The sequence below is a fragment of the Mycobacterium sp. 94-17 genome (genome assembly GCF_035617725.1).
GTDB lineage: Bacteria > Actinomycetota > Actinomycetes > Mycobacteriales > Mycobacteriaceae > Mycobacterium.
On the sequence record NZ_JAPIYN010000022.1, the window covers coordinates 1 to 16,682 of the forward strand.

Annotated in this window: 13 protein-coding genes; 6 read left to right on the forward strand and 7 right to left on the reverse strand. The window is 70.0% G+C overall.

What is annotated here, in order from left to right; translation table 11 throughout:
* Positions 1 to 899 (reverse strand): alpha/beta fold hydrolase (locus OQ789_RS21215; RefSeq protein WP_324688127.1); only part of this gene is annotated, 899 nt, incomplete at its 3' end.
* A 336-nt stretch (positions 900 to 1,235) separates the two neighbouring features.
* On the opposite strand from OQ789_RS21215, the gene OQ789_RS21220 reads away from it, so the two are divergent.
* Positions 1,236 to 2,381, forward strand: coding sequence for a PPE family protein (locus OQ789_RS21220; protein ID WP_324688128.1), 1,146 nt, complete (start codon positions 1,236 to 1,238; stop codon positions 2,379 to 2,381).
* Positions 2,382 to 2,550: 169 nt separating this feature from the next.
* Positions 2,551 to 3,726, forward strand: coding sequence for a PPE family protein (locus OQ789_RS21225; protein WP_324688130.1), 1,176 nt, complete (start codon positions 2,551 to 2,553; stop codon positions 3,724 to 3,726).
* Between the two features lie 15 nt (positions 3,727 to 3,741).
* On the opposite strand, the gene OQ789_RS21230 is transcribed toward OQ789_RS21225, so the two are convergent.
* Positions 3,742 to 4,107, reverse strand: coding sequence for a DUF732 domain-containing protein (locus OQ789_RS21230; protein WP_324688132.1), 366 nt, complete (start codon positions 4,105 to 4,107; stop codon positions 3,742 to 3,744).
* Positions 4,108 to 4,292: 185 nt separating this feature from the next.
* Between OQ789_RS21230 and OQ789_RS21235 the strand changes: the two genes are divergently transcribed.
* Positions 4,293 to 5,210 carry a PHB depolymerase family esterase gene (locus tag OQ789_RS21235; RefSeq protein ID WP_324688133.1) on the forward strand — a complete coding sequence of 306 codons (918 nt, stop codon included), beginning with the start codon at positions 4,293 to 4,295 and terminating at the stop codon, positions 5,208 to 5,210.
* Between the two features lie 13 nt (positions 5,211 to 5,223).
* Here OQ789_RS21235 and nei2 read toward each other — a convergent pair whose 3' ends face one another.
* The 5 genes from nei2 to OQ789_RS21260 are packed head-to-tail and all read right to left on the reverse strand — an operon-like array spanning position 5,224 to position 14,200.
* On the reverse strand, positions 5,224 to 5,979 hold the full coding sequence (nei2, locus tag OQ789_RS21240; RefSeq protein ID WP_324688134.1) for an endonuclease VIII Nei2: 756 nt from the start codon (positions 5,977 to 5,979) through the stop codon (positions 5,224 to 5,226).
* A 1-nt stretch (position 5,980) separates the two neighbouring features.
* Positions 5,981 to 10,597: an ATP-dependent helicase gene (locus OQ789_RS21245; RefSeq protein WP_324688135.1), complete on the reverse strand. Its 4,617-nt coding sequence runs from the start codon at positions 10,595 to 10,597 to the stop codon at positions 5,981 to 5,983.
* A gap of 55 nt (positions 10,598 to 10,652) precedes the next feature.
* Positions 10,653 to 11,315 carry a TetR/AcrR family transcriptional regulator gene (locus OQ789_RS21250; protein ID WP_324688136.1) on the reverse strand — a complete coding sequence of 221 codons (663 nt, stop codon included), beginning with the start codon at positions 11,313 to 11,315 and terminating at the stop codon, positions 10,653 to 10,655.
* A 47-nt stretch (positions 11,316 to 11,362) separates the two neighbouring features.
* Positions 11,363 to 12,886 (reverse strand): aldehyde dehydrogenase family protein, encoded by a 1,524-nt coding sequence (locus tag OQ789_RS21255; RefSeq protein WP_324688137.1) that lies wholly within the window; start codon positions 12,884 to 12,886, stop codon positions 11,363 to 11,365.
* Positions 12,887 to 12,934: 48 nt separating this feature from the next.
* Positions 12,935 to 14,200: a VOC family protein gene (locus OQ789_RS21260; protein WP_324688138.1), complete on the reverse strand. Its 1,266-nt coding sequence runs from the start codon at positions 14,198 to 14,200 to the stop codon at positions 12,935 to 12,937.
* Positions 14,201 to 14,230: 30 nt separating this feature from the next.
* On the opposite strand from OQ789_RS21260, the gene OQ789_RS21265 reads away from it, so the two are divergent.
* The 3 genes from OQ789_RS21265 to OQ789_RS21275 all read left to right on the forward strand — a co-directional run bounded on the left by OQ789_RS21265 (position 14,231) and on the right by OQ789_RS21275 (position 16,645).
* Complete coding sequence (locus OQ789_RS21265) at positions 14,231 to 14,683, forward strand: Lrp/AsnC family transcriptional regulator (protein ID WP_324688139.1); 453 nt, start codon at positions 14,231 to 14,233, stop codon at positions 14,681 to 14,683.
* A 52-nt stretch (positions 14,684 to 14,735) separates the two neighbouring features.
* On the forward strand, positions 14,736 to 16,085 hold the full coding sequence (gene lat, locus OQ789_RS21270; RefSeq protein ID WP_324688141.1) for an L-lysine 6-transaminase: 1,350 nt from the start codon (positions 14,736 to 14,738) through the stop codon (positions 16,083 to 16,085).
* Positions 16,086 to 16,258: 173 nt separating this feature from the next.
* Positions 16,259 to 16,645, forward strand: a complete 387-nt coding sequence (locus OQ789_RS21275; RefSeq protein WP_324688142.1) for a hypothetical protein — start codon at positions 16,259 to 16,261, stop codon at positions 16,643 to 16,645.
* Positions 16,646 to 16,682: the final 37 nt, after the last annotated feature.

Here is a 16,682-nt window from a genome sequence, read left to right on the forward strand (position 1 = left end):
CGATCACCCATCTCCGCCGCCCGGCGCGTCGAATCCACGATGTCGGTGAACAACACCGTGGCCAGCACCCGATCGTCCGGCACGTGAGCCTGGTGACCAGTGAGGAACTCAGCGATCTCCTGAAACGACTCCCGCCACGGCTCGACGACGTGATAAAAGTTGCGGCCCGGAATCTGAACGAATCTCGCGCCCTCTATGAGATCGGCGACTTCCTTGCCTTTCTCCGGCGGAAGGAGCGGATCGTCGCTGTAATGGACGACCAAGGTAGGCACGCGGACGGTGGGAAGAATTGCCCGCGCGCTCGCCTCGGAGATCAGCGGCAACATGAGTCCAAACGTCCGCGGGCTCGCCGCAAGGCGCTCGTGCAGCGCCCACCAAGCCCGAATTTCCTCATTCCACGGCATGTCCGGATTGAGCATGTGTTCCAATTCGCCGGTTCCCCACAGGGCCGGGGCCGCTTCGCCGAGTTCCTGCATCGAATTCGTGCGGTCTGCCGCGTTTGCGGTGCTCTCGACCAAGACGAGCGCGGTTGTGCGCGACGGATGTGTGGCCGCGAACAGCGTCGCCGTCGAAGTCGCGCCGGCATAGGTGACCAGGGCCGCTTCGGAGATCCCGAGAGCGTCGAGCACCGCGGTGATGCTGTCGGCCCATTGCTCCAAGGTTGGCAGCGCTCCCGGCTCGACCGGATCCGATGCACCGGTGCCGGGCTGGTCGAAGACGATGAGCCGCCCGAGCGAAGTCATCGCCTCGAACCACCCCCGAGTCGACGGCAGCTCGGGAAAGACTTCACAGTTCGTGAACCAGTTCGGAACCACCACGATGTCGCGCTCACCCGCACACGACGCCCTGTAGGCGACCCGCAGGTCACCGTTCATCGCGTAGCGCGTCTCTGAGAACATTGCGGAAGTCTAATTCCGGGCAAGAATGTGAGCAGACGTTTATGCAGTTCAAGGGGCTGTTGAGGGCCGGGGCAAAGCAGGCCGGCCATTTGGTGACGACGCGACGGGCCTCTGCCAGGGTGCCAAACGCGACGGCCCGGGTCGCGTGAGTGACCCTGGCCTGCAGATGTCAAATCGCTCTCAGCATTGGGTATAGGGTGTCTTAGCACGAATCGGTCGAAAAGGGAGGTCCCGACCGCAGGTGATGGGCTTCGACGTGCAGAGTTACGCAGCTCTTCGCGGCCTGGTCAGCGAAAATTTGCTGAGACGTTCTCAGCGTAGGCATTGTGAGATGTGATGGATCTTTTTGCACCCCCCGAGGTCACCTCGACGCTCGTCCACACCGGGCCGGGCGCGGGTTCGCTCATCGAGGCGGCCGGCGCCTGGCAGCGCCTTGCCGTCGAGCTGGAGAATTCGGTCTCCACCTACGCCTCGACGCTGTCGTCGCTCATCGACTCCTGGGACGGGCCGTCGTCGATGGCCATGCTGCAGTCCGTCCAGCCGTACCTGCTCTGGTTGCGCGAGACCGCGCAGCAATCCGCGCAGATGGCCAACTCGGCCGAGACCGCCGCGTCGGCATTCACCACCGTCCGGTCCACGGTGGTCCATCCCACGGTGGTCACCGCCAACCGGACGCGCCTGGCGCAGCTGCTGGCCACCAACCGGTTCGGCACCAACACGGCGGCCATCGCCGAGACCGAAAACGAATACCAGACCATGTGGGCGAACAACTCGGCGGCAATGAGCCGCTACCAGGCTTCGTCGTCCCAGGCGACCACGCAGCTGACGCAATTCAACTCGCCGCTGACCACCACCGATCCCAGCGGAACGACCAAGCAGGCGGCGGCCGTGACCCAGGCCCAGGCTCTGGCCGCCGGCAACACGACGAACTCGCTGGCTTCGGACCTCTCCGGCGCCGGCATCTTCGGCAGCGACGGCGACCCCAACGGCGGGTGGTTCGGCTACTTCAGCACCTGGGGCAACCAGTTCATCTCGTCCGGTTTCCCGATCAACTTCCTCAGCTATCTGGCGCAGAACTCCTCGGCCAGCGCGCTGCAGAGCGTGGGCGGCGACATCGGCACCGGACTGTCGGAGGGCCTCGGAGCGGCAACGGCCAGCCTGTCCAACGCAGTCAAGGGCATCGGCGCGGGAATGGCCCCGTCGGGGGCGATGGGCGTCGGGGTTTCGCTGGGCAAACTGACCGCGCCTCCCGCCGTGGTGGGCCTGTTGCCGGGCACGCAGACCGGGGTGCAGCTCGCGTCGGCGGCGTCGCCGCTGCCGGCCGCGGAGTCGGGGTTCCCGATGATGCCGATGATGGTGCCGCCGACGACGGCCTCGGCGGGGACCGGCTGGCGCAAGCGAAAACAGCAGAAGTACGAGGACGCCGCCGTCGGCCGGGAGGTCAAGGGCAAAGTGATGCCGCGAAACCCATCGGCGGGATGAGGTCGACGACGGTGCCCCACGACCGCGGGCGCCGAACCGCGCCACCGTACAGATCAGGGACGACCAGCAGTGGGACGCCGCAATGTCCCGCCCCTACTCACCCGCAAATCGCCGGACGGGCCGACGCACCGCGTTCGCGTCACCCGCGTTCTTCCCCAAGGAAAAGGTCATGGATTTCTGGATACTGCCGCCGGAGGTTACTTCGGCGCTGATCCACTCCGGACCGGGTGCTTGGTCATGGATTGCGGCGGCCGGCATGTGGCAGGAGCTGAGCGCCGAACTTGAGCAGGCCGCCGACGGCTACAGCGCGGAGTTGTCCTGGCTGTCCACCACCTACCACGGCCCGTCGTCGCAGGCGATGACCCAGGCCTTCGAGCCCTACCTCACCTGGCTGCGGGTTACCGCGCAGCAGTGCCAGGAGGTCGCCACGTCGGTGGAGACCATGACCGGGGCGTTCGAACTGACGCACTGGACGGTGGTGCATCCGTCGCTGGTCGCGGCCAACCGGGCCCGCCTGGCGGTGTTGCTGGCCACGAACTTCCTCGGGATCAACTATCCGGCTATCGCCGAGACCGAAGCCGAGTACAACGCCATGTGGGTGAATAACTCGGCGGCGGTGGTCCGCTACGCCGCGACCTCGGCGACCACGGTCAAGCAGCCCCAATTCTCTTCGCCGCCTCCGGTTTCCGATCCGTCGGCGCCGACTAGACAGGCCGCCATGGTGCCCGCGACCACGTCGGGCAACGCCGGGGCCCAGATCGCTGCCGCCAATTCGGGCCAGGCCGCCCCCAACGCGGTGACGAGCCAGGCCGGTTCCGGCATAGCCGGCATTTTCGGGAGCGACGGCGACCCCAGCGGCGGTTGGTTCGGGTATTGGAGCACTTGGGGCGACCAGTTCATCGCGGGCGGATTCCCGATCAACCTGCTCAGTTATCTCGCGCAGCTCAACACCGCCTCGGCCCTGCAGGGCGGAGTGGCCACCGACATCTTCGGCGGCCTGAGCGAAGACGCGGCCGCGCTGTCATCGGAGACGCAACTGATCAGCGCCGCCGGGACGGCGTTGGCGCCCCGCGCGACGCTCGGCATCGGCATTTCGCTCGGCAACCTGACCATGCCACCCGCGACGGTCGGAATGCTGGGGTCTTCGGCGCCGGTGCAACTGGTGTCGGCGGTTTCCGCGCTCCCCCCGGGGGTCGGGCAGACACCGATGCTCCCGATGGTCCCGATGCGCCCGACGCGTGGCGGGGCCGACGGTCGACGGCGTAAGGGTCGCGACTACGACGACATCGAATACGGCGCGGAGTTGCCCGGCACCGTGATGAACAGGCCGCCGTCGGCGGGATAGCGCTGCCCGCGCGACTCAGGATCCAGACGATGCCGCCGCATCCGCGTACTTCGGGCAGTACGCCTTGATGCTGGCCCCGACGAAATAGCCGGCGTGATAACTGTCCAGGGTGCTGCTGGACAGCACGTTGTTGGCGACCTGTTGCGCGGACTGGCCCATATCGAGTTCGTGACAGACGGTGTGCCCGGAGTTGACCGCGGCGTCGGACGACCCGTAGTTGATGCCCTTGGCTTTTAGCGCGGCCAGAAACACGTCATCGGCAGACGTGGCGTGGGCGCTCACGGAGCCCACCAGCAGGTCGAGCAGCGCGGCCACCGGCGCCATGCCGATCGCCAGGAGCGCCAGCGGCCTGTTGGGCTTGCGTATCTGGGTGGTCGTCATTTCTGATACTCCCGTGGAACAGAAGTGCTTGCGGAAGGCGGGGCTAGTTCTCATGCTCGCATCTCGCGGCGTCACCCGATGCCGCATCGCGGACAAACCGGTGGGCTCCGTCCAAGTGTTTGCTCCGCCGTCGGATGCGCGTTACCGGCGAGCCATCGCCGGCGCGCCGCTGGTGATCTGACGACATGGCAAACGCGCGGTGGCTGTGGCTCGCTCTGGTCGCGATATGCGTGGTCGGCTGTGGTGTGCGGCCCGTGTCGGCGGCCGGCGCTCGAGACATGGCCGGCACTTTTCGATCCGGCGGCATGGACCGAACCTACCTCTTGCACGTGCCTGCGGGCGACCCCGTCGGGTTGGTGCTCAGTTTGCACGGCGGCGGCGGCAGCGGAATCGCGCAGCGCGGGCTGACGGGTTTCAACACCGTTGCCGACGCCCACAATTTGTTGGTGGTCTACCCAGACGGGTACGACAAGAGCTGGGCCGACGGGCGGGGCGCCTCGCCCGCCGATCGCCGCCACATCAATGACGTGTCCTTCCTAGTGGGGCTGGTGAACAAGCTGCAAGACGACTACGGCATCGCCGCCGGGCACGTGTTCGTCACCGGAATGTCCAACGGGGGCTTCATGAGCAACAGGCTGGCGTGCGACCGCGCCGACGTCTTCGCCGCGGCCGCCCCGGTGGCCGGCACCCTGGGCGCGGGGGTGGCCTGCGCACCGTCGCGGCCGGTGTCGGTACTGGAAGTGCACGGGACCGCCGATCCGCTGGTGCCCTTCAAGGGTGGGGCGGTGCGCGGACGCGGCGGGGTCAGCCACGCCATCTCCGTGGAGAGCATGGTGAGCAAGTGGCGCCTGGCCGATGGCTGCCGGGGCGAACCGGCGACCGACGTACTGCCCGACGCGCGCGACGGCACCGTGGTGCGCCGCTACGAGTCCACGGGATGCGCGGCGAACACCGAGGTGGTGTTGTACAAGGTCGATCGCGGCGGGCACACCTGGCCGGGCGGCAAGCAGTATCTGCCTGCGGCCGTCATCGGACCCACCACCCGTGCGCTCGACGGGTCCGAGGTCATCGCGCAGTTCTTCCTGGCGCACGCCCGCGCGTAGCCGCACGGCCGGTTCAGCGCTGGCAGGACGGGCACCAGTACGTCACCCGCTCTCCGGAGTCGTCGAAGTTGACGGGGATGCCGCAGCGGCGGCACGGCTGCCCGGATCGCCCGTAGACCCACAGTTGCCGTCCGGTCCGGGTGTCGCCGGTAGTGCATCGGTTCCAGCGGAAGCGGTTGAGCCACAACATGTCCCGCGCGCGCGAAACCAGCCGATGCGGGTCGGCGAGGTCGCGTACCGGCGCGGTGGGCAGATGCCCGAAAAGGAAACACAGTTCATTGCTGTAGACGTTGCCGACGCCGGCCAGCAGGCGCTGGTCCAACAGTGCCGCGGCGATCGGCCGGTCCGGGTCGGCCGCCAGGTTGGCGGCGGCCAGCGCGGGATCCCAGTCCTCGCCCAACAGGTCGGGTCCCAGGTACGCGACCGCGTCGCCGTCGTGCTCGCGCTCCAGTAGCTCCAGCACGCCCAGGTCGACGCCGACGGCGCGGGCGCTTTCGGTCTCGAGGATGATGCGAGCGCGGTGGTCGACCCGCAGCGAGCGGTTGCCGACTCGCCAGCTGCCATCCATTTTCAGATGCGAGTGGATGCTGGCCGCCCCCACCCGGATGAACAAGTGCTTGCCGCGGCTGGTCACCTCGTCGACCGTTTGCCCGCTGAGGTCGACGGTGGCGAACCGCGGCACCCGGATGTCGCAGCGGGTCAGGGTGCCGCCCACCAGGTGCTCGCGCAGCACCGCGGCGGTGTGCCAGACGGTGTCTCCCTCGGGCATCTCAGCGCAGCCGCATTCCGCGCGGGGTGCGGGCGAAACCGGCGTCGCCCAGCGCGTCGACGGATCCCGTCCCGTCCGCGCGGGGCTGCAGGGCCGGCGCCCCGTCGATGCGCTCGATCAGGATCGACGCGACGCGCCGCGACGAGACCAGGTTCCCCAGCGCCGTCGCGGCGGCGTGCTGGGCGGCGGGGTCGTCGGTGAAGGTGAGCAGCGACCGCCCGCCCCGCTCCAGGAACCAGGCCAGCTCGCCGTCGACCAGCACCACCAGCGCCCCGGCCTTACGGCCGGGACGCGCCCCCGGCCCGGCGGTGGCCTGGCCCTCGCCCCGGGAGGCGGGCCAGGGCAGCGCGGCGCCGTACGGATTGGCCGGATCGGTGGCGGCCAGCGCGACCGCCCGGTACTCGGGCCGTTGCGGATCGACCCCGTCGGAATAGGAGCGCAGCCGGTCGACGGTCGACGCCACCGCAAACTGCGCCCCGCCGAGCGACTCGATGAAGTAGCCGCGCTGGCACCGGCCGGCGTCCTCGAAGGTACTCAGCACCTTGTACAGGGTGGCGAACCCGCCCGGCACGCCCTCGGCGGTCACCGCGCCGCGGGTGAGCACGCCGTGGCGGCTTAGCAGAAGCTCCGCGTGGTAGTGGGCTCGCACGGTGGAATCCGGCTCCGGGGCCGGCAGGATCGACCACCGGCCGGCCACCGTCGGGTCGGCGGGCCGGGACTGCGGGTGCGCGATGCTGTACCGGCTCAGCCGCGGTGGGCGATGCGACCGGTGCGCCGGCGGGGAGCGCCTGCGGGTTCGGGTGCCTCCGAGCAGGGCGCGCACCGGGGCGAACGTGTCGCCGGTGATCCAGCCGGCCCAGATCAGTTCCCACAGAGCGGCTTTGAGCTCGGACTCGGAAAATCCGCTCGGCGTGAGCTGGCGGAAGAAGTAGGCGCCGCCCGGTGCCAGCGTGTCCAGGATGGCGCGGTGGGCGTCGGCCAATTCGATGTCGGGCGGCCCGGGCAGCGTCAGGGGCGCGGATTCGCCGGGGTGCAACGCGATCCAGCCGTCGCCGCTCGAAATCGAGCCGGCCCCCGACCAGGTGGCCTCGCCGGTGGCGAGCAGCTCGTCGAGCAGCGCGGGGGAGTAGTCGCGGACCCGCGGGGCCAGCACCAGCGGCTCGATCGCCGAGGCCGGCATCCGCACGCCGGCCAGCTGGTCGATCACCGACATCAGGCCGTCCAGCCCGGAATGGCCCGCGGAGCGCGACGATTCGGCGATGCGGTGCCAGGCCGGCAGGAACCGGCCGTAGGCGGCGGTGCTGACCGGCTCGACCTGGGCCCGCAGCGCGGCCAGCGACCGTCGCCGCAGGATGCGCAGCACGTCGGCGTCGCACCACTGCTCAGCTCCCGCCCCGGGCGCCGCTGGAATTTCAGTGGCGGCGACGAAGTCGCCACGCACCAGCCGGCCGTCACCGGCCAGCCGGCCCAGGATGTCGGCGGTCACCCGCGGCCCCAGCCCGAATCGGGCGGCGGCCTCCGCTGTGGTGAACGGGGTGTGGGTGCGCGCGTAGCGGCCCAGCAGTTCGCCCAGCGGGTCGTCGACCTCCTCGGTGAAGGCGGCGGGCACGCCGAGCGGCACCGCGATGCCGATGCCGTCGCGCAGCCGGCCGATGTCCTCGATGGCCGCCCACCAGCTGCGGCCGGCGAACGACACCGTCAGCGCGCGGCGCGCCGCGCGCAGCCCTTCCAGCCAGCCGGCAACGCTTTTTCCGTCGGCGACGTCAGTGCGCTCGGCCACCTCCTCCTCGGTCAGCGGGCCGAGCAGCCGCAACAGGTCCGCGACGCCCTCGGCGTCGCGGGCGGCCCGGTCGGTCGAGAGGTGCTGCAGCTGGCGGCCGGTGGCGGCGATGATCTCGGGGTCGAGCAGGTCGCGCAGCTCCACCCGGCCCAGCAGCTCGGCCAGCAGCGTGCTGTCCAGCGAGAGCGCGGCGGCCCGGCGCTCGGCCAGCGGGCTGTCGCCTTCGTACATGAAGGCGCCGACGTAGCCGAACAGCAGCGACGCCGCGAACGGCGACGGCCGCTGCGTCTCGACCTCGAGCACCCGCACCCGGCGCTGCGCGATGCCTGTCATCAGCAGGGTCAGGGCCGGGACGTCGTAAACGTCCTGCAGGCATTCGCGGATGGTCTCGAGCACCACCGGAAAGTCGGGGTATTTGCGGGCCACCTCGAGCAACTGGGCGGCGCGCTGGCGCTGCTGCCACAGCGGCGAGCGGCGGCCGGGGTGCCGGCGCGGCAACAGCAGGGCGCGGGCCGCGCACTCGCGAAACCGCGACGCGAACAGCGCCGAGCCGCCCACCTCGGCGGTGACGATCGGGTCGACCTCCTCGGCGTCGAAGACGAAAAGGTCGGCGCCGGGCGGGTTTTCGGGTCCGGTGTCGGACAACATGTCCGGCAGTCGCACCACGATGCCGTCGTCGGAGGCGGTGGGTTTCTCGTCGATGCCGTAGCGCTCGCGCAGCCGCCGGCCCACCGCCAGCGCCAGCGGGCCGTTCACCGGCAGGCCGTACGGCGAATGCAGGATCACCCGCCAGTCGCCCAGCTCGTCGCGGAACCGCTCGACCAGCAGGGTGGTGTCGGTGGGCACCACCCCGGCGGCCGTCCGCTGCTCGTCGAGCAGGCGCAGCAGATTTTCGGTGGCGTAGGCGTCGAAACCCATTCCGGCGCAGCGTGTTTCGAACTCCTCTCGCTTCAGCGCGGCCAGCTCGCCGGTGAACGCGCCCAGCGCGGCGCCCAGCTCTGCCGGGCGGCCCACGCCGTCGCCGCGCCAGAACGGCAGCCGGGCCGGCTGGCCGGGCGCGGGAATCACCAGCACCCGGTCGTGGGTGATTTCGGTGATGCGCCAGCTGGTGGCGCCGAGCGAGATCACGTCACCGGGACGCGACTCGTAGACCATTTCCTCCTCGAGTTCGCCTACCCGCGAAGGTTTTTCGGCCTCGGAGGCGAGGTAGACGGTGAACAGCCCCCGATCGGGGATGGCGCCGCCGGACGTGACCGCCAGCCGCTGAGCGCCGGGGCGTGCGGTCAACGTGCCGGCATCGCGGTCGTATACCAATCTTGGCCGCAGCTCGGCGAATTCGGTGGACGGGTACTTGCCGCTCAGCAGGTCCAGGGTGGCCTCGTAGACGCTGCGCGGCAGCGTCGCGAACGGCGCGGCCCGCCGGATCGTGTCGAACCAGCGGTCGGCGTCCAACGGTTCCAGCGCGGCCGCCGCCACGGTCTGCTGCGCGAGGATGTCGAGTGGATTGGCCGGCACCCGCATGGTTTCGATCTGGCCGGTGAGCATGCGCTGCACGCTGACCGCGCAGCCGATCAGGTCGGTCCGGTGCTTGGGGAACAGCACACCCCGCGAGACCTCGCCGACCTGGTGACCGGCCCGCCCGATGCGTTGCAGGCCGCTGGCCACCGACGGCGGCGCCTCCACCTGGATCACCAGGTCGACGGCGCCCATGTCGATGCCCAGCTCCAGGCTGGACGTGGCCACCACCGCCTTGAGCGTGCCGCGTTTGAGGTCCTCCTCGACCAGCGCGCGCTGCTCCTTGCTCACCGAACCGTGGTGGGCGCGCGCCAGTATCGGCTCGGCGCCGTAGGTCTGGCCGCTGCCCATGATGTGCGCGGGCGCGCCGCCGGCCACCTTCGGATTGGGGCCCGCCGACGTCGCGGACAGTTCGACGCCGCTGCGCTCGGCGTGAATCTCGTTGAGGCGGGCGGTGAGTCGTTCGGCCAGCCGCCGCGAGTTGGCAAACACGATGGTGGACCCGTGCGACTCGATCAGGTCGACCAGGCGGTTCTCCACGTCCGGCCAGATGGTGTTGTTCTCCAGGTTGGCCATGTCGGGCACCGGTACCTGCACGGTCAGCTCGACCGTCTTGGCGGACGGCGGGGCCACGATGGTCGTCGGGACCGCGCCGGACAAAAACCGCGCGAGTTCCTCGGGCGGACGCACCGTCGCCGACAACCCGATGCGCTGGGCCGGCTTGTCCTCCCGCAGCGCGTCGAGGCGCTCGAGCGAAACGGCCAGATGCGCGCCGCGCTTGCCCGCGGCGATGGCGTGGATCTCGTCGACGATCACCGTCTGCACCCCGGCCAGCGTCTCGCGGGCGGCCGAGGTGAGCATCAGGAACAGCGACTCGGGCGTGGTGATCAGCACGTCGGGCGGCCGGCTGATCAATTGGCGACGGGCGGCGGGCGGGGTGTCGCCGGAGCGGACCCCGACGCTGATGTCGGGGGCCGGCAGCCGGTGGCGTTCGGCGATGCGGGTGAGCCCGGCCAGGGGAGTGCGCAGGTTGCGCTCCACGTCGACGGCCAGCGCCTTGAGCGGGGAAACGTAGAGCACGCGGGTGCCGGGCGGGCGCTGCGCGAGAGCGGCGAGACTGTCCAGCGCCCACAGGAACGCCGCCAGCGTCTTGCCCGAACCGGTGGGTGCGATCACCAGGGTGTTGTGGCCGTCGGCGATGGCGTTCCAGGCCTGCGCCTGCGCTGTGGTCGGCGCGTCGAAGGTGCTGGTGAACCACTCGCGGGTGATCGCGCTGAACCGACCCAGCGGGTCGGCGGGCCCGGGATCAGCGCGAGTGCTCACCCGTCCATGGTGCCAACCGACACCGACACGATGCCGGGGCGCTCAGAGTCGCGACTCAGAATCGCGAGGTGGACATCGCCGCGCCGAGCTCGTCCGGAATCTCGGGCACCCGGGCGATCACGTCCAGCAGCGCGTGCGCGCAGGCGTCGGCGAGCTTGTCGGCGTCGGTGGAGGGGTCGATGATCCGTTGCCGGCAGATCTCGAATGTCATTGCCAGCCAGCCGTGCACGATCACCCGCAGGTGCCGCTCCACGGCGGGTTCCATGCCGGCGCCGGACACCTCGTCGAGCAATCGGTTGATCCGGGACATGATGTGTTCCATCTGCCGGTTCTTGGCATCGTCCTCGACGCCCAGCAGAACCGGGTCCGAGCGGCCCAGGCCGACGTACGCCGCCCATGCGGCCTCGGGGTTCTGCTGGTGATAGCCCATGTACGCCAGCACACCGACGCGGATCTCCTCGTACATGGTCAGGCCGGTGACGGCGTCCATGTTGGTGTGCTCGTACAGACGGTCGGCCTCGTCTTTGACCACCGCGGCGAAGAATGCCCGCTTGTCGGGGAAGTAGTGGTACATCAAGGCCCGCGACACCCCGGCGCGTTCCGCGATCTCATCGATGCGGACCTCGTCGTAGGGTCGCTTTCCGAAGACCTCCGCCCCCAGGGCGAGCAGCTCCGCACGGCGATCCTCGGGGGACAGGCGCCTGCGAGCTGTTGGCATGTGTCAGATAGTACCTATCGAACGTGAGACCGCCGTACACACCGGATTCATACGAACCTCACACCCTGGGCCAGCGGCAAGCGATCGGAATAATTGACGGTATTGGTACTTTGGCGCATGTAGGCCTTCCAGGAGTCCGTGCCGGATTCGCGCCCGCCACCCGTTTCCTTCTCGCCGCCGAACGCGCCGCCGATCTCCGCCCCCGACGTGCCGATGTTGACATTGGTGATTCCGCAGTCGGATTCGGCAAGGAAGCGCTCCGACTCGCGCAGATCGGTCGTGAAGATGGCGGACGAAAGACCTTGCGGCACCGCGTTGTTCAGGGCGATCGCCTCGTCCAGCTCGTCATAGGTCAGCACGTAGAGGATGGGCGCGAACGTTTCGGTCGCGACGATGGCGGTTTGCGCGGGCATCCGCACCAGCGCGGGCGCGACGTAGTAGGAGCTCGAGCGTTCCGGGTCCGCGTGGTGAATTCGCTCGCCGCCGACGACCACGCCGCCGTCGGCGCGGGCCTGGTCCAGCGCACCCACCATGTCGCGGTACGCGGTCTCGTGGATCAATGGCCCCACGAGCGTGCCCGGTGTGGACGGGTCCCCCACGGGCAGTTGCCGGAAGGCGGCCGCGACGCGCGCGACGACCTCGTCAGCCACCGAGCGGTGCACGATCAGCCGGCGCAGGCTGGTGCACCGTTGACCGGCGGTGCCGGCCGCGGCGAAGACCACCGCCCGCACCGCGAGGTCCAGGTCGGCGGACGGCGTCACGACGGCGGCGTTGTTGCCGCCCAGTTCCAGCAGCACGCGGCCGAACCGGGCGGCGACGCGGGGACCGACAGCGCGGCCCATCCGGACCGAGCCCGTCGCGGACACCAGCGCGATGCGGGGGTCGTCCACCAGCCGCGCGCCGAGGTCACGGTCGCCGAGCAGCAGGGAACTCACCGCGGGCGGGGCGCCGACATCGGCTGCGGCCCGGGCGATCAGAGCCTGGGTGGCCAGCGCCGTCAGCGGCGTCAGCTCCGAGGGCTTCCACACCACCGGGTCCCCGCACACCAGGGCCAGCGCGGCGTTCCAGGCCCACACCGCGACCGGGAAGTTGAACGCCGTGATCACCCCGACGACACCGAGCGGGTGCCAGGCCTCCAGCAGGCGGTGGCCGGGCCGCTCCGACGCGATGGTGCGGCCGTAGAGCTGCCGCGACAGGCCGACGGCGAATTGGCAGATGTCGATCATCTCCTGCACCTCGCCGGCGGCCTCGGTGGTGATCTTGCCGACCTCGCAGGTCACCAGGGTGGCCAGCTCGTGCTTGTGTGCGGTCAGCAGCTCGCCGAGGCGCGCCACCAGCGTGCCGCGAACCGGGGCCGGCGTGGCACGCCAGACCGAAAACGCCTGAGCGGCTTCGGCGATCACCCGCTCGGCCTGCTCGGCCGTGGTGGGTGCGACGGTGAACAGCACGTCGCCGGTGATGGGTGTGCCGGCCGCCATCCCGTGGGCGCCCGGCTCGCCGAGAGCGACGTCGGCCCCCATCGCCCGCAGGGCGTCGCGCGCCCTGGCGCGCAAGTCATCGGCGGTGGACATGCGCCGTTCCTCCGCATCGCTTTGCTCTGTCATCGGCGGTGGACATGCTCATCGGGGTGCCTCCTGGGAAAGCGCTTCGTACAGCGGGTAGGGGTCGTAGATCTCGCGGTCGATGGAGCCGGCCAGCCACTGCGCGTCGTAACCGGAATCGTCCACGGAGGAACGCATTTCGACGCCGGCAGGGGCGTCCAGGTTCGACCGGAAGATACCCGCGGCCGACGCGGGCAGGAAGTCCTCGTAGACCACCGGCGCGGACGGGTCGCCGCCGCGGTAGTAGGCCAGTCCCGCGGCGGCCAGCTCCGCGTCGGTGCGCGGGAAGTAGTCCGCCCACACCGCGGCGGGATCGGCGGCCGCCATCGCGGCGTCGTAGCATTGCCGGCCCTTCGGGGTCAGCGCCACGCCGCGGGCCTCGACCTCGCCGAAGCGCACCCGCAGCGTCCCCCCGGTGATGCGGCCGTCGCGGCCGCGGAAGCGCCGGGGTTCGGCAAGAGCGCGAAAAGAGGTCTGGCGCAACAGGACCGCGGACCCGTCGGTGCGGGGCGGGCCCTGGATGGCGTCGATCATCGTGATGCCCCGCGCGGTCATCCGCCGGTACAGGTCGTCGATGTCGAGCACGCGCGGGGTCAGGTGGTTAAGGTGGGTGGATCCGACGCCCGCGATGTCGGCGGCCACCGCGGAGACCCGCGCCAACTCGTCGTACCACGACCGCTGGATCGGCTCGCGCGACAACGCGAACGCCGCCACCGCCGCCGCGACGAACGCCCGAGCCGTCTCGGCTTCGCAGCCGCCCTCGGCAGCGATGATCCGCGCTTGCGCCGACAGGGCCGGGTCGAAGAGCTGCCGCCGCGCCAGGAAGGCGTCGACGCGGCGGCGCAGATCGCGGTCGAAGTAGCGCGGGTCACGGGTGGCCAGCATCGAGGTGAACACGCGAAACGGGTTGAGCGCCAACTCGTTCGAGTCGATGGGCCGAAAGGCCGTCGACACCACCGGGATCGGCTGGCCGGTGGGTGCGGCCGCGCAACGCAGGTCGTAGTAGCCCACGGGCAGCATGCCGAACGCGGCGAAAAGGTCGGCGACGGCGGCCAGTTCGGCCGGGTTGCCCACCCGGATGGCGCCGTGGCGCTCCGCGGTGACCCGCCGCAGCGAACCGAACCGTTCGGCATCGCCGTGGCGCGCCGCGTAGTCGGCGTTGACCTGCTCGCTGACCGCGACCAGCTTGGCGTACGCGGGCACCTCGGCCGCATACATCGCCGAGAGGCCCGCGGCGAACCGCGCCCGCAGCTGCCAGGTCGGCAGCCATTTCGTCCGGGTCACGGCGGCCCGTTCCTGCGATAGTCTCCGGCCATGGGTGAGACGCTCGACGAGGTCGACCGCATCCTGGTGCGCGAGCTGGTCGCCGACGGCCGCGCGACGCTGGCGGAGTTGGCCGCCAGCGCGCGGTTGTCGGTCTCGGCGGTGCAGTCGCGGGTGCGCAGGCTCGAGGCGCGCGGCGTGATCGCCGGATACTCGGCGCGCGTCGACCCGGAAGCGGTCGGGCACCTGCTGTCGGCGTTCGTGGCCATCACTCCCCTGGACCCCTCTCAACCCGATGATGCGCCGGCCCGCCTCGAGCACATCGAGGAGATCGAATCGTGTCACTCGGTGGCCGGTGAGGAAAGCTACGTCCTGCTGGTGCGCGTCCAGTCCGCCCGCGCGCTGGAAGACCTGCTGCAGCGGATCAGGACAACGGCGAACGTCAGGACGCGAAGCACCATCATATTGAACACTTTTTACGCTGATAGGCAACGAATACCATAAAATATACGGCATATATCAGATAATTCCGTAAATATCGGCTAGCATGGGCCGCATGGCGGCCACGCTGGAACGCTTCGCCCGTGCCGACCGGCGCACCGAGCCCGGCCAGGTCCACGAGGTGCTGGCGCACAGCATCCTGGTCGACGGTTTCGATTTCGTGCTCGACCTCGCCCGCTCGGCGGGCTCCTACCTGTACGACGCCCGGGACGGCCGCCGCTACCTGGACATGTTCACCTTCTTCGCGTCGTCGGCCCTGGGCATGAACCACCCCGCGCTGACAAGCGACGAGGACTTTCGCGCCGAGCTGATGCAGGCCGCGCTGAACAAGCCCAGCAACTCCGACGTCTACACGGTGGCGATGGCCCGCTTCGTGCAGACCTTCGCCCGGGTGCTGGGCGACCCGGCCCTGCCGCACCTGTTCTTCGTCGATGGCGGCGCGCTCGCGGTGGAGAACGCGCTCAAGGTGGCGTTCGACTGGAAGAGCCGGTTCAACGAGGCCCGCGGCATCGATCCCGCGCTGGGCACCCAGGTTCTGCATCTGCGCGGCGCGTTCCACGGCCGCAGCGGATACACGCTGTCGCTGACCAATACCAAGCCCGTCACGGTGGCCCGGTTCCCCAAGTTCGACTGGCCCCGCATCGACGCCCCGTTCCTCCGCCCCGGCCTGGACGGGGCGGCGATGGCGGCGCTGGAGGCCGAGTCGCTGCGTCAGGCCCGCGCGGCCTTCGAGTCCCGGCTGCATGACATCGCCTGCTTCGTGGCCGAACCGATCCAGGGCGAGGGCGGCGACCGACACTTCCGGCCGGAATTCTTCGCGGCCATGCGCGAGCTGTGCGACGAGCACGACGCTTTGCTGATCTACGACGAGGTACAGACCGGCTGCGGCCTCACCGGAACGCCCTGGGCTTACCAGCAATTGGGCGTGCAACCCGACGTGGTGGCGTTCGGAAAGAAGACCCAGGTGTGCGGCGTCATGGCTGGGCGCCGGGTCGACGAGGTCACCGACAACGTGTTCGCGGTGTCCTCGCGGGTGAACTCGACGTGGGGCGGCAACCTGGCCGACATGGTGCGCGCCCGCCGCATCCTGGAGGTCATCGAGGCCGACGACGTGTTCGGCCGGGCCGCCGAACAAGGGGCCTACCTGCGTGGACGTCTCGACGAGCTGGCCGGCGACTTCCCCGGTCTGGTGCTCGACCCACGGGGACGCGGCCTGATGTGCGCGTTCAGCCTGCCGACCACGGCCGACCGCGACGAGCTGATCCGCCTGCTTTGGCACCGCGCGGTGATCGTGCTGCCCTCGGGTCACGACGGGGTCCGGTTCCGCCCGGCGCTGACCGTCTCGCGCGCCGAAATCGACGCCGCGCTGGGCGCCGTCGGGGCCGCCCTGCGCGCCCTGCGGTAGGGGCTTGACCTCGTGCGATCCCGTTTATCACGGTTTGCCGGGGGGTATGTGACCACTCGTGCGGGGGGTCCGCTGGGCCGGCGGAGTTCCGCCGGGCCGGTAACTAAACCGGCGCAGCGGGCGATAACCAAGCGACGAGCTCGGCACAGGGTCCCAAACGGGAGGTGACGACGATGCAGAAGGCGGACGCACGATCCGGGGGTGGTGACCGCCTGGGACAGCGGGACGGCGAGGTGCACGCCGCCGTCCGGTTCACCGTCGTGTCCACGCTCGCCGCCGTGGGCTTCGTGCTGATCGCCGCGGTGTGGGTCAGCACCTGCCCGGGAGTCGGCGTGGACACCGTGGCGTGTGGCGCTCCGCAGCGCACCCTGTTGGCGTTCGGCGGTCCACTGATCGCGCTCGGCGCCGGGGTCTGGGCGTTCGTGCGCACCTATCTGGTGTGGAAGGTCCGGGGTACCTGGTGGGGATGGCACGGGGCGGGCTGGTTCCTGCTGACCGCCATGGCGCTCATGGTCGCCATGGGTGTCGCTCCGATCGCCGGCCCGGTCCTGGCCCTTTAGCTTTGCTCTCCCGCGATCTAACGTTGATGATGCGGTG